Source organism: Clostridium sp. OM05-5BH, assembly GCF_003481505.1.
GTDB classification, from domain to species: domain Bacteria; phylum Bacillota; class Clostridia; order Lachnospirales; family Lachnospiraceae; genus Otoolea; species Otoolea fessa.
In genome coordinates this window covers 2,501-16,603 of record NZ_QULJ01000001.1, presented here as the reverse complement: position 1 = coordinate 16,603, position 14,103 = coordinate 2,501, and the positions used below count along the sequence as shown (strand labels likewise).

10 protein-coding genes (1 of these 10 running past the window's edge) are annotated in these 14,103 nt (G+C 45.8%); 7 read left to right on the top strand and 3 right to left on the bottom strand.

All coding sequences use genetic code 11. The features are described from left to right. Positions 1-8 precede the first annotated feature (8 nt). The 3 genes from recF to gyrA are packed head-to-tail and all read left to right on the top strand — an operon-like array spanning position 9 to position 5,641. Complete coding sequence (recF, locus tag DXB70_RS00060) at positions 9-1,118, top strand: DNA replication/repair protein RecF (RefSeq protein WP_117796771.1); 1,110 nt, start codon at positions 9-11, stop codon at positions 1,116-1,118. Positions 1,119-1,140: 22 nt separating this feature from the next. Next, the gene (gene gyrB, locus DXB70_RS00055; protein WP_118672465.1) at positions 1,141-3,054 is read left to right on the top strand and encodes a DNA topoisomerase (ATP-hydrolyzing) subunit B; all 1,914 of its coding nucleotides are present in this window, start codon (positions 1,141-1,143) and stop codon (positions 3,052-3,054) included. A gap of 46 nt (positions 3,055-3,100) precedes the next feature. After that, positions 3,101-5,641 (top strand): DNA gyrase subunit A, encoded by a 2,541-nt coding sequence (gene gyrA, locus DXB70_RS00050; protein WP_118672464.1) that lies wholly within the window; start codon positions 3,101-3,103, stop codon positions 5,639-5,641. Positions 5,642-5,780: 139 nt separating this feature from the next. Here gyrA and DXB70_RS00045 read toward each other — a convergent pair whose 3' ends face one another. Continuing rightward, entirely contained in the window at positions 5,781-6,794 is a 1,014-nt protein-coding gene (locus tag DXB70_RS00045) for a LacI family DNA-binding transcriptional regulator (RefSeq protein WP_118672463.1), read from the bottom strand. Between the two features lie 184 nt (positions 6,795-6,978). On the opposite strand from DXB70_RS00045, the gene DXB70_RS00040 reads away from it, so the two are divergent. The 4 genes from DXB70_RS00040 (at position 6,979) to DXB70_RS00025 (ending at position 12,408) form a co-directional block, all read left to right on the top strand. Next, positions 6,979-8,550 carry an AbgT family transporter gene (locus DXB70_RS00040; protein WP_107000965.1) on the top strand — a complete coding sequence of 524 codons (1,572 nt, stop codon included), beginning with the start codon at positions 6,979-6,981 and terminating at the stop codon, positions 8,548-8,550. A gap of 127 nt (positions 8,551-8,677) precedes the next feature. Next, positions 8,678-10,495: an aminopeptidase P family N-terminal domain-containing protein gene (locus DXB70_RS00035; protein ID WP_243099850.1), complete on the top strand. Its 1,818-nt coding sequence runs from the start codon at positions 8,678-8,680 to the stop codon at positions 10,493-10,495. A 353-nt stretch (positions 10,496-10,848) separates the two neighbouring features. Beyond that, positions 10,849-11,691 carry a fumarate hydratase gene (locus tag DXB70_RS00030; protein WP_118482404.1) on the top strand — a complete coding sequence of 281 codons (843 nt, stop codon included), beginning with the start codon at positions 10,849-10,851 and terminating at the stop codon, positions 11,689-11,691. Positions 11,692-11,784: 93 nt separating this feature from the next. Beyond that, positions 11,785-12,408: a Fe-S-containing hydro-lyase gene (locus tag DXB70_RS00025; protein WP_118672461.1), complete on the top strand. Its 624-nt coding sequence runs from the start codon at positions 11,785-11,787 to the stop codon at positions 12,406-12,408. Between the two features lie 128 nt (positions 12,409-12,536). Here the strand turns inward: DXB70_RS00025 and DXB70_RS00020 are convergent, their stop codons facing one another. Both DXB70_RS00020 and DXB70_RS00015 read right to left on the bottom strand, forming a co-directional pair. Continuing rightward, positions 12,537-13,460 (bottom strand): AEC family transporter, encoded by a 924-nt coding sequence (locus DXB70_RS00020; RefSeq protein WP_118672460.1) that lies wholly within the window; start codon positions 13,458-13,460, stop codon positions 12,537-12,539. Continuing rightward, positions 13,442-14,103: the 3' portion of a 2-dehydropantoate 2-reductase gene (locus DXB70_RS00015; protein WP_118672459.1), read on the bottom strand. It continues 271 nt past the right edge of the window; 662 of the gene's 933 nt are visible here — the last part of the coding sequence; its start codon lies off the right edge, out of view — the gene reads right to left on this strand; it ends in the stop codon at positions 13,442-13,444. Before DXB70_RS00015 ends, DXB70_RS00020 begins: the two co-directional genes overlap by 19 nt.

Here is a 14,103-nt window from a genome sequence, read left to right as displayed (position 1 = left end):
ATGGTTTCATGTTTATCGAATCGATCGAACTCAAAAATTATCGCAATTACGGGGAATTACATATGGATTTTGATCCGGGGACGAATGTTCTCTACGGAGACAACGCGCAGGGTAAAACCAATATCCTCGAAGCGGTCTACGTGTGTGCGACGACCAAGTCCCACCGCGGCAGCAAGGACAGGGAGATCATCGAATTCGGAGAGGACGAGTCCCACATCAAGATGCAGCTTCGCAAGGACGATGTGCCATACCGGATCGACATGCACCTAAAGAAAAATAAGACGAAGGGCGTGGCGGTCAACGGGATTCCGATCCGGCGGGCGAGCGAGCTTTTCGGCATCGTTAACGTGGTGTTTTTTTCGCCGGAAGATCTGAATCTCATTAAGAACGGGCCGGCGGATCGGCGCCGTTTTATTGATCTGGAATTATGCCAGTTAAACCGGCTCTATGTTCATTCGCTGGTGCAGTACAACCGGGTAGTGATACAGAGAAATAAGCTCTTAAAGGAGCTGTTTTTCCATCCCGAGTACGAGGAGATGCTGGATATATGGGATATGCAGCTTGCTTCCTACGGGCGGGAGGTGAGCCAGTACCGGCGGGAATTTATCGGTGAATTAAACGAATTGATCCGTCCGATCCATCAGAAATTGTCGGGCGGAAAGGAAGAGCTTGTTATTCAGTATGAGCCGAACACGGAGGCGGATCAGCTGGAAGCGGCTGTCAAAAAGAGCCGCGAGGCGGACCGGAAGCAGAAGACGACGCTGGTCGGACCGCACAGGGATGACTTAAGTTTCTATGTCAACGGGATTGACATCCGGCGCTTCGGTTCACAGGGACAGCAGAGGACGGCGGCATTATCGCTCAAACTGGCGGAGATTGAGCTGGTTAAAAAGATCAAAAAGGAGTATCCGATTCTGCTTCTCGACGATGTTTTGTCGGAGTTAGATGGGAAACGGCAGGATCATCTGCTCGCCAGCATCCGCCACATACAGACGATCATTACCTGTACGGGCTTGGATGATTTTATCAGCCACAGCTTCCAGATAGATAAGACCTTTCGGGTCGTGAGCGGGACGGTCACCTGTGAACGTCCAAACAAGACAACTAGTCAGACATAAAACAGCAAGTGAAGGAGGAACTATGGGTTCAGAATACAGTGCAGATCAAATACAGATATTGGAGGGATTGGAGGCGGTCAGAAAGCGTCCTGGTATGTATATAGGCAGCACATCTGTAAGAGGCCTCCATCACCTGGTGTATGAGATAGTTGACAACTCCGTGGATGAGGCGTTAGCCGGATTCTGCAGTCACATCGAGGTGCAGATCAATGCGGACAATTCCATCACGGTACAGGATGACGGTCGTGGTATCCCGGTTGATACTCAGAAAAAAGCCGGACTTCCGGCGGTTGAGGTCGTATTTACGATCCTGCATGCGGGCGGCAAGTTCGGCGGCGGCGGATACAAGGTATCCGGCGGTCTGCACGGCGTAGGCGCATCGGTTGTAAATGCTCTTTCCGAGTGGCTGGAGGTTGAGATCTGCCGCGATGGAAAGGTATATAAACAGCGCTATGAGCGGGGCAAAACCATGTATCCGCTGAAAGTAGTCGGTAAGTGTGCTCCGGATAAGCACGGCACACGGGTCGTATTCCTGCCGGATAAGGAGATTTTCGAGGAAACGGTCTACGACTATGATACGTTAAAAGTACGCCTGCGTGAGACGGCATTCCTGACGAAAAACTTAAAGATCACCCTGCGGGATGACAGAGAAGTGAAGCATGAGAAGACCTTTCACTATGAGGGCGGTATCAAGGAATTTGTCACCTACTTGAACCGGAGCAATGAGAAGCTCTATGAACCGGTTATCTACTGCGAGGGCATCAAGGACAAGGTATTTGTCGAGGTGGCGATGCAGCATAACGATTCCTACACGGAAAATATCTACACCTTCGTCAATAATATCAACACACCGGAGGGCGGTACCCATCTGGCCGGCTTTAAGAGTGCTCTGACGAAGACTTTTAATGACTATGCGAAGAAAAATAAGCTTCTGAAGGAAAATGAGCCGACACTCAGCGGTGAGGATATCCGCGAGGGCCTTACAGCGATCATCAGCGTCAAGATCGAGGAGCCGCAGTTTGAGGGACAGACGAAGCAGAAACTCGGCAACAGCGAGGCCCGCGCGGCGGTCGATGCGATCGTGAGCGAGCAGCTGACATATTTCCTGGAGCAGAATCCAACGGTTGCCAAGATCATCTGTGAGAAATCAATTCTTGCCAAGAGAGCCCGCGACGCAGCCCGCAAGGCCCGCGAGATGACGAGACGTAAATCAGCGCTTGACGGCATGGCGCTTCCAGGAAAATTAGCCGACTGTTCCGACAAGAATCCGGAAAACTGCGAGATCTACATCGTAGAGGGAGATTCCGCGGGTGGTTCTGCGAAAGAGGCTAGAAATAAATCCAATCAGGCTATTCTGCCTCTTCGAGGCAAGATCTTAAACGTAGAAAAAGCAAGACTGGATCGAATTTACGGCAATGCGGAGATCCGTGCGATGATCACGGCATTTGGTACCGGTATTCATGAAGATTTTGATATTTCAAAACTTCGTTACAACAAGATCATTATCATGACCGATGCCGATGTGGATGGTGCACATATCAGTACCCTGCTTCTGACGTTCCTGTATCGTTTTATGCCGGATTTGATCCGGGAAGGACATGTATATCTGGCACAGCCGCCGCTTTATAAGATCGAGAAGAATAAGCGTGTCTGGTATGCATACAGCGATGATGAGCTGAATTCGATTCTGACTGAGATTGGCCGTGACAACAACAATAAGATCCAGCGTTATAAAGGTCTGGGTGAGATGGACGCGGAACAGCTTTGGGAGACTACCATGGATCCGGAGCGCCGAATTCTTCTCCGTGTACAGATCGACAGTGAGACTGCTTCGGAGGTTGATCTGACATTTGCTACCCTGATGGGTGATCAGGTTGAGCCGCGTCGTGAGTTTATCGAGGCAAATGCGAAGTACGTAAAGAACCTGGATATTTAATTAAATTTAAGTCACTTAAATCCTTTTGAGGACGAAAGGAGTATAGATGGAACCAAATATATTTGACAAAATTCATGACATTGATCTGAAAAAGACAATGGAAACGTCTTACATCGATTATGCGATGAGCGTTATCGCCGCCCGGGCACTCCCGGACGTGCGCGACGGCTTGAAACCGGTGCAGAGACGAGTGCTTTATTCGATGGTTGAGCTGAATAACGGTCCGGATAAGCCGCACCGTAAATCCGCCCGTATCGTCGGTGATACAATGGGTAAATATCATCCGCACGGCGACAGCTCCATTTACGGCGCATTGGTTAATATGGCTCAGAAATGGGCTACCCGTTACCCGCTTGTAGATGGACATGGAAACTTCGGTTCCATGGACGGCGACGGCGCCGCAGCGATGCGATACACCGAGGCAAGACTGAGTCGTATTTCCATGGAGATGCTGGCGGATATTGGCAAGAATACCGTTGATTTCATGCCGAACTTTGATGAGACTGAGAAAGAACCGACGGTTCTTCCGGCTCGTTTTCCAAATATTCTGGTAAATGGCGGCACCGGTATCGCCGTTGGTATGGCAACGAATATTCCACCTCACAACCTGCGTGAGGTGATTGCTGCCGTTGTCAAGATCATAGACAACCGGGTGGAGGAAGACCGCCCGACTACCATCGAAGAACTGATGGAGATCGTAAAGGGACCTGATTTCCCGACAGGAGCAACCATCCTTGGAAAAGCAGGCATCGAAGAAGCCTACAGAACCGGACGCGGCAAGATCCGTGTACGGGCTGTATACAATATCGAGGCCATGGCAAATGGCAAGAGCCGTATCATCGTGACAGAGCTTCCTTATGCAGTGAATAAGGCTCGTTTGATCGAAAAGATTGCAGAGCTTGTAAAGGATAAAAAGCTTGATGGAATCACGGATCTGCGTGACGAATCCAACCGTGAGGGACTTCGGATCTGCATTGAACTGCGCCGAGATGTGAATGCAAATGTCATCATGAACCGTCTGCTGAAGCATACACAGCTGCAGGACACCTTTGGTGTGATTATGCTGGCGCTGGTTAATAATGAGCCGCGTATCTTAAATCTGCAGCAGATCCTGGAATATTACTTAAAGCACCAGGAGGATGTGGTAACCAGAAGAACCAAATATGATCTGAACAAGGCAGAAGAGAGAGCCCATATTTTGGAAGGTCTTTTAAAGGCACTGGATCATATCGATGAGGTTATTAAGATCATCCGCGGTTCTACCAATGTTCAGGCGGCGAAAGCTCAGTTAATGGAGCGTTTTGATCTTTCGGATGCACAGGCACAGGCCATCGTAGATATGCGTCTGCGTGCTCTGACCGGTCTGGAACGCGAGAAACTGGAAAATGAATATAAAGATCTGGAGGCAAAGATTGCAGAGTTGAAAGCGATTCTGGCAGATGAGAAGAAACTTCTGTGTGTTATCAAGGAGGAGATCTCCCTCATCGCTGATAAATACGGAGATGATCGCCGTACCGCCATCGGATATGATGAATACGATATGTCTGCGGAGGATTTGATCCCGGATGACGATATCGTTGTGACCATGACCAATTTTGGCTATATTAAGAGAATGTCCAGCGATAATTTCAAGAGCCAGAACCGCGGAGGCAAGGGAATCAAGGGCATGCAGACTATTGAGGAAGATTATATCGAAGATCTGCTGATGACCACAACCCATCATTATGTGATGTTCTTTACCAACAAGGGACGCGTATACCGTCTGAAGGGATACGAGATTCCGGAGGCAGGACGCACTGCCAGAGGTACTGCCATCGTGAATCTGCTTCCGCTGATGCCAGGCGAGAAGATCACATCCATCGTTCCTATGAAGGAGATCGATGATGAGAAATATCTCTTCATGGCAACCCGCAATGGTATGGTTAAGAAGACTCCGATGAAGGAATACAGCAATGTCCGCAAGAACGGTCTTCAGGCGATTGTACTTCGTGATGACGATGAATTGATCGAAGTTAAGGCTACCGATAATACCGAAGATATTTTCCTGATCACAAAGAAAGGCATGTGTATCCGATTCCATGAGACCGATGTCCGCGTGACAGGCCGTGTTTCCATGGGGGTTATCGGCATGAAGTTTGATGAAGGCGATGAAGTCATCGGTATGCAGATGGCCAGCCAGGGAGAATGCCTGCTGGTAGTATCGGAAAATGGTTATGGAAAACGCACTCCGATTGATGAATTTACAGCCCAGAACCGAGGTGGCAAGGGCGTGCGCTGCTATAAGATCATCGACAAAACCGGTGATTTGGTGGGTGCAAAGCTGGTAGATAATGAGCGCAAGATCATGCTGATTACCAATGAAGGCATTATCATCAAGATGGCAGTCAGCGACATCTCGATTATCGGACGCAATACCTCCGGTGTGAAGCTGATGAGTATTGATGCTGAATCTGGCATAGCAGTTGCAAGCATCGCCAAGGTGCGGGAGAGCGACAAGGATGAGGATGAAGAAGACGAATTTCTGGAGGAACAGGACGGAGAAGAAACCGAATCTGAGAATACGGAAGATGTCATGGCTGAACTGTAACGAATAAAAAGTAAAAAAGATCAGATATCCTTGATCCTTGAAAAGAAAATCATAAAAAAGAGAACATCCGGCAATTCATAAACTGGAATTAGCGGGTGTTCTCTTTTTGATCTTTATAAGGCGCAGTATTTTAACAGCGTCACAGCGTCGTTTCTCTCTGAATGAGTCGGCACTTGAATTCCTGGTAGGTAAATTCAGATTCACGGTTTTCGATCATAGCAAGAAGAAGTTTGGCAGCATACTCGCCCATTTGATCGTAGGGAATATCAATGCCGCTGATAGAAGGATAGTCCATTTCATAGAAATTCACCTCGTTCAGGAAGATATGGCGAATTCTCTGAGGGATGGAAAAGCCTGTTTTTAATATTTCACGCTGCAGCAGCAGTCCAATGTCGTAGTTTTGAGAAATGGCAAGATCAAAACTGCGGTTTTCCATGTATTTAGCTAAAAATTGCTGCAAATGAATCAGATCACGATCCTTGATAGGACAGATCACGTGCTCCAGATGGCAGTTCGGTGCCGTCCGGCGAAGCAGGGATTCAAAAAGCGGATATTTATTATTGACTAAAAGACCGTCATTGCTGATGGAAAAATACCGCACTTCGCGGATTTCCTTTTCCAGACAGAAGGAGGCACATTCCTGCAGGGCATATTCAAATGCATGGGGGAACGGCGTTTTTTTTGAGAAAACCCCGTCCATACAGATAACCACATAAGGAATATGATTTTCATCGGCCGGTTTTGTAAAAGCAGCGTGATCATCGTTGGAAATAAAAATGAGTCCATCGATCACGTTGGAATAATAGCTTTTGACATAATCCGGAGAAGAATCTATATCATCCATTTCATTGAAAATCGTGATGGTATAGTCGATCTGGGACAGGTACTGGCTGATTCCGGTAAAAGCGTTTAAGAAAGCCTGGCGGCTGTAATCCTTTGCACATACAATTCCGATGGACGTGCAGTTTTTGGTCCGCATGCTTTTGGCGGAAGCATTGGGATAGTAGTGAAGTGTTTCAACGGCATCTAAAACCTTGCGTCTGGTTTCCTCACTGATCTTCTGATTCTGGCGATTATTGATCACATAAGATACAGTCGCCTGAGAGACTCCGCAGAGTTTTGCGATGTCTTTTGCAGTAACATTTTTTTTCATAATTTTGTAGACTCCTTATAACACTTTTACAGTTTATTAAATTTCTCTAAAAATGTCTATAGAAATTCACTAAAATACACAATAATTTAATATTGCTAAAAAAATAATTGAAATGCCGATCCTTTTGTGATATTCTAACAATACAAAATTCACTTATACGTATAAGTTGAGAATGGAGGAAAAAATGGGAAAAGCAAACGAACAAGCAAAAGATAAGCCTTCGTTATTAAACCGCTGGCTGAACGGAATTGAGAAAGTCGGAAATAAACTTCCGCATCCGATTTCTATTTTTGCAATTTTAGTTCTCTTTGTTATCGTTCTTTCTGCTGTCTGTGAGATGGCTGGAGTTTCGGCAACAGGTGAACTGGTTAACCGTTCTAAGGGAGTCGTAGAGACTCAGACGGTTCAGGCTGTCAGCCTTTTGAATGGTGAGGGGCTTGTGTATATGCTGACACATGCAATCACTAACTTTACAGGATTCGCTCCTTTGGGAGTTGTCCTGGTAGCTATGTTTGGTATCGGACTTCTGGAGGACAGTGGTTTAATCGGCGGCGCATTAAAGTCTGCTGTAGAGGTTACTCCGGCTAAGTTAATTACTCCGATGATCGTATTCTTAGGCGTTATGTCCAACCTGGCCGATGCAGTTGGATACATCGTTCTGATTCCGATCGCAGCACTGATGTTCATGGCATACAATCGTCATCCGGTAGTTGGTATGGCTGCAGCATTTGCAGGTGTATCCGGTGGTTTCTCTGCAAACTTATTAATCGGTACTCTGGATCCGCTTCTTTGCGGTATTACCAACGAGGCTGTAAAGATGGTAGACCCGACTTATGTAGTTGAGCCGACCGGAAACTGGTACTTCATGATGGTGTCTACCTTCCTGATCACAATCTTAGGTACTATCATCACTGAGAAAGTCGTTGCACCGCGTTTTGGTGAGTATCACGGCAATGGGGAAGAGAATGAAACAAGCTCTGAGTATAAATTAAACGACCAGGAAAGAAAAGCTCTGAAAGTAGCTGGTTTAACCTTACTGGTTATGATTCTGGTTCTGGTAGCTTTCTGTCTCCCGGCTAACTCTGTTATGAGAGCTGAGGACGGAACACTGTTAGGAAACTCCCCGTTCATGGAGGGCATCATCCCAATTATCACTGTACTTTTCTTCGTACCGTCTGTTGTATATGGTCATATGACTGGTGTATATCACGGAGAGAAGGATGTCTGCAACGCTATGGGACGTGCCATGGGAACCATGAGCTCCTACATCGCTCTGACCTTTGTGGCAGCACAGTTTATTAACTTCTTTGGTTATACCAAATTAGGAACGATCCTTGCATTAAAGGGAGCTGAGTTTTTTAGAAACTCCGGTATCGGAACTATCCCGACCATGATCTTATTCGTTCTTTTTGCAGCATTCATCAACCTGTTCATGGGTTCTGCATCTGCAAAATGGGCTCTGATCGCGCCGGTATTCGTACCGATGTTCATGCTGTTAGGTTACACGCCGGAGTTCGCTCAGGTTGCTTACCGTATCGGTGACTCCTGTACAAACGTTATCACTCCGATGATGTCCTATTTCGCAATGATTATCGTATTCATGAAGAAATACGATAAAGAGGCTGGTATCGGAACTCTGGTTTCCACCATGCTTCCGTACAGTATCTGCTTCCTGATTGGATGGAGTATCCTGTTAGTATTATGGATCGTACTTAACCTTCCGTTAGGACCGGGCGTTGGAATGTTTCTTGGCTAATGGGGCTGAATCGTTACGATAATTTAAATAACTAGAATAAGATGTACTCTGGGAATGTTTTATGCGGAATGCATAGACATTCCAGGAGTACATATTTTTTCAAAAAAATTGCATGAAGGAGGAAATAATGAACCAGACAAATATAAAAATTGGACAATTAAGAGATCGCATGAAAGAACTGGGAATCGATGCATACCTGGTTCCGACTGCGGATTTTCATGAATCTGAGTATGTAGGCGAATTCTTTAAATGCCGTCACTTCCTGACCGGTTTCAACGGAACCGCTGGAACGGCTGTTATCACTATGGACAAAGCCGGACTCTGGACAGACGGAAGATACTTTGTACAGGCAGAAGAGCAGCTTTCAGGCAGTGAGATCAAATTATACCGCATGGGTGAACCTGAATTCCCGACTCTGGACGAGTTTTTAGAGGAGGAGCTTCCGGTTGATGGATGCCTTGGATTTGATGGCCGGGTTGTAAACTCTGAGCTGGGGTATGGTCTTCAGAACTTACTGCAGGAAAAAAATGTAACAATCAACTGCAGCAAGGATCTGGTAGGTGAGATCTGGACTTCCCGTCCGGCCATGTCCTGCGAGCCTATCTGGAGCCTGGATGTAAAATATGCCGGAAAGAGTACCGTAGAGAAACTTTCAGATCTTCGTGATGCCATGAAGAAAAATAAAGCACAGATTCATCTGATGACGGCTCTGGATGAAATTGCATGGTTATTCAACCTTCGTGGAAACGATATTGTAAATAACCCGGTATTTCTGTCCTACGCACTTATTACACAGGATGAAGCCTATTTATACGTACAGAAAGAAGCTATCAAAGAAGATACTAAGATGGGAAAAGAGGTTTATGCGGCTTTAGCTGAGGCAAAGATTCAGGTAAAAGAGTATGCGGAATTCTTACAGGATGTGGCAGCCCTGAAGAATGAGAAGATTCTTCTGGAACGCAAGAAAGCAAGCTTTGCTGTATGCGAGAGCATTGATGCTTCCTGCCGTATTATAGACGAGATGAATCCTTGTGCGACCATGAAGGCTGTTAAGAATGCGACCGAGATCGAAAATATGCGTAAGGCCCATTTAAAAGATGGTATAGCTGTTACCAAGTTTATGTACTGGCTGAAGCATACCATCGGAACCTGCAATATGACAGAGATGACAGCGGCTCATAAAATTGAAGAACTGCGAGCAGAGCAGGGCAATTATATCGAGCCAAGTTTCGTAACCATTGCAGCTTACAAGGAAAATGCAGCAATGTGCCATTATCATCCAAGCGATGAGGTATGCAAGAAATTAAAACCGGAAGGTCTTCTGCTGGTAGATTCCGGCGGACAGTATTTAGAGGGAACTACTGATATCACAAGAACCTATGCGTTAGGACCTCTGACCGAGAAGGAAAAAGAGTACTACACAATCGTAGCAGCCGCTATGCTGAAGGTATCAACCATGAAGTTCCTTCACGGCTGCCGGGGAATCAACTTAGACTACACCATCCGTGAAGCATTCTGGAAACGTGGTCTTGATTTTGCACATGGTACCGGACATGGTGTTGGATATCTTTCTAATGTACATGAGAGACCGAACGGACTGCGCTGGAAGGTTGTTCCGGAGCGTCAGGACAGCGCTGTGATCGAGCCGGGCATGATCTGCTCCGATGAGCCGGGTCTGTACTTTGCAGGCGATTTCGGAACCAGAACAGAGAATCTGATCTTATGTGTCGAGGATGAGAAGAATGAGTACGGACAGTTCCTGAAGTTCGAATTCCTGACCAAGGCGCCGATTGACTTAGAGGCACTGGATACACGTTTCATGGACGACGCGGATATTGAGCGCTTAAATACATACCATAAAGACGTATACGAAACCATTTCTCCGTATATGAATGACGAAGAAAAAGAGTGGTTAAAACACGTGACAAGAGAAATTTCAAGATAATATGATGTTACAGTTCAGCCATGCGCTGGTTTGAATGAATATGGAAACAAGAAGATGTCATGGCTGAACTGTAACAATATAATACCTCCTGAATAGATAGAGATAAATTCAAGTCGAACGTCCGTGAGACTTGGCGCGTGATTCTGGTCAGCAAAGCTGACATATTCCATACAGAATCACTGCGCATGAGATCAAAATCTATTCAGGGGGTATTTTTTATTACATCTATTCAGAAATGATTGCAAGATTATTTAATTTCTATTATGATGATATAAGAGTCAGTAATAGATAAAACAGAGCGGTTCTGTCAGCAGGGGCAGATAAAAATTTCATGGAAGAAGGGTAGTTTTCAAATGAGAAGAATCAATGTTGAAACCATTACACAGAATATCAAAGAAATGTGCATTGAGGCCAACCATTTTCTGTCACCGGATATGAAAAAGGTGTTTGATGAGGCGGCAGCGAGTGAAGAATCTCCATTGGGACGTCAGATTTTAGGCCAGCTGGAAGAAAACTTATGTATCGCTGGTGAGGAGATGATTCCGATCTGCCAGGATACCGGAATGGCAGTTGTGTTTATCAAGGTAGGACAGGATGTACATTTGATCGGCGGTTCTCTGACTGATGCTATCAATGAGGGCGTGCGTCAGGGATATGTAGACGGATATCTCCGTAAATCCGTGGTTAAGGATCCGATTTACCGTGAGAATACGAAGGATAATACACCGGCTATCATTCATTATGAGATCGTAGAGGGTGAGCAGGTAGAGATCACGGTGGCTCCGAAGGGATTTGGAAGTGAAAATATGAGCCGTATATTCATGCTGAAACCGGCAGATGGAATTGAAGGAGTCAAGGATGCTATTCTGACAGCGGTGCGGGATGCGGGACCGAATGCCTGTCCTCCGATGGTAGTAGGCGTTGGAATCGGCGGAACCTTTGAAAAGTGTGCAGAGATGGCGAAGCACGCGCTGACCAGAAATCTGGAAGAGGAATCACCGGTTGAGTATGTGCGTGATCTGGAAAAAGAAATGCTTGAAACGATCAATAACCTTGGAATCGGTCCTGGCGGTTTAGGCGGACGGACAACCGCCCTGGCTGTCAATATTGAAACCTACCCGACCCATATTGCAGGGCTGCCGGTAGGCATCAATATCTGCTGTCATGTAAACCGTCATGCGCACAGAGTGATTTGATGAATATTTTTAGGATTGCGAAAGTGCGAAGCACATAGCAATCCGGTATCAAAAGGGGAAAAATCTCTTGTGACCCTAACATCATTTGATAGTATGAAAAATGTACTCTCGGAGTTTTTCCTGCACAAAAAGATACCGAGAGCACATAAGATAGATTTGGAGGAAAATATGGATAAAACAATCACAGCTCCAATTGACAGGGAGACATTAAAAAGCCTGCATGCAGGTGATTATGTATATATAAGCGGAACCATCTATACGGCACGTGATGCAGCTCATAAGCGCATGATAGAGACACTGGATGAAGGAAGAGAACTTCCCCTTGATCTGAAAGATAATGTAATTTATTATATGGGACCGTCACCGGCCAGAGAGGGCCGTCCGATTGGTTCTGCAGGTCCGACCACAGCCAGCCGTATGGATAAATATACTCCAAGACTTCTGGATCTCGGCATGGGAGCCATGATCGGAAAAGGAAAGAGAAGCCAGGCAGTCATCGATGCCATCGTTCGCAATGGTGCCGTTTATTTTGCGGCAGTGGGCGGAGCCGGAGCAATTCTTTCAAAGTGCATTAAGGAATCGGAAGTGATTGCATACGATGATCTGGGAACAGAGGCGATCCGAAAATTGACGGTAGAAAATATGCCTATGATTGTGGTAATTGATTCCGAAGGAAACAATCTTTACGAGACCGCGGTAAAGGAATATCAGAGATAGGATAATAAGATATCAGATGTGGGATGACTCCCATCCCGCAGCAAGAATGCAGATGCATTTTTGAGTTTTATGAAGAGAGGTTATTGGCTGTTTTGCAAATAACCTCTCTTTTGTCGTGAAGAATAAAGTTATAATTGATAGAGATAAACCATGATTGGCATGGTTATCATACAAAGCAGAGTGGTAATTACGTTAATGGCACCAGCATAGCGGGCATCTTTTCCATATACCTGGGCCATCTGCGTGATTGTGGAGGCGGATGGGGTGATTGTGGCTAACAGGGTGACAAGCAGAATTTGTGAACCATTCTCAGCAAAAGAAGCAAGGCTGCTGAATTTAAGAAGTAAAATTGTCAAAAGCGGTACACCGATGAGTCGCAGAATCGTGACAAGTCCAATATGGGGAAAAGCCAGAATTTCCTGGGGCGTGGTTCCGGCAATCAGCATTCCTGAGATCAGCATGGCCAAAGGACCAATCATGCTTCCCAGGGAGTGGACAGCGCTGTCCACTGGATCGGGAAGTGAAATCTGTGCCAAGAATAGAAAAATACCGAATAAAATGGCAATCATATTTGTATTTGTTATGATTTTTTTTAAATCAGGCTTCTTTTCTTCACAGATCATCATTTTGCCATGACTCCAGAGAAGAAAAAGCTGTACAGAGACGTAGGCGCTGGAATAAATAACCCAGTCTGGTCCTAGAATAGAGGAAACAAGCGGTATAACAAGATTTCCTGCATTAGAGTAGATGATAGAGGCTTTTTCAACTCCGTTAAGATGAAGAAGAGGTCCTATAAAGTAAAAAAGGACAATCAGGATGAGATGGATCAATACAGCAGCAGCCACCGCCAAAAGAAGCCCATTTAGGATGGAAGGGCTGCAGCTGACCTGAAAAGCAGATAAAATCGAACAGGGGACTACGATATAGACAGACAGGCGTGAAAGAATGCGGCTGTCATCTGAGCGGCAAATGCCAGTCTTTACCAAAACAAAGCCTAAAAACATGATGATAAATAATGCCGCAATTTTACCAACTAAAATTCCAATGGACATAATACGTTTGCTACCTCCTCATAACAGGGCATAGAGACAGAATATTTTTTTGCAAGTCGGAGGGGCTCCATGACAAGTCCGTCCAGTTCCGATGGTTTTCCTTCCATTATGTCACGCTGCATGGAAGTGGTGGCATCGGCAGATAAGTTGGAAAGAATCTCCAGATTTATTTTTACATAGTCTTTTTCAAAGGGATATCCCATGGCAGCAGCCAGGGTACTGATCTCACGAATCATGGATTTAAATAATTCACGGGCAGCTCCTTCCTTTTGAAAATCTCCGGCTACGGCATGAAGGTAGACTCCGGCAGCTCCGATAGGGGAGACATAGGAAAATTTCTCCAAAGCATCCCTTTGGATATGGGTGGATAAAACTCCATCGATACCGCTTTCGCAAAGATCCGATTGAATGACTGATAAAATCGGAGAAATATAGGAAGGATCCCTGGGACCGAAGACAACCCTTAAGATAGGACCGTGCTGAACTAGAACACCGGGATGTTCTAAGGATGCAGAAACATAGATGCATCCATCCAGAACGGTACAATCCGGTAATTCTTTCTGCATCCTGGCACCGGTTCCATATATATTTAAGATGGGAATAATAATTGTGCGGGGACCAGCGGTCTGTCGGATAAAAGGAA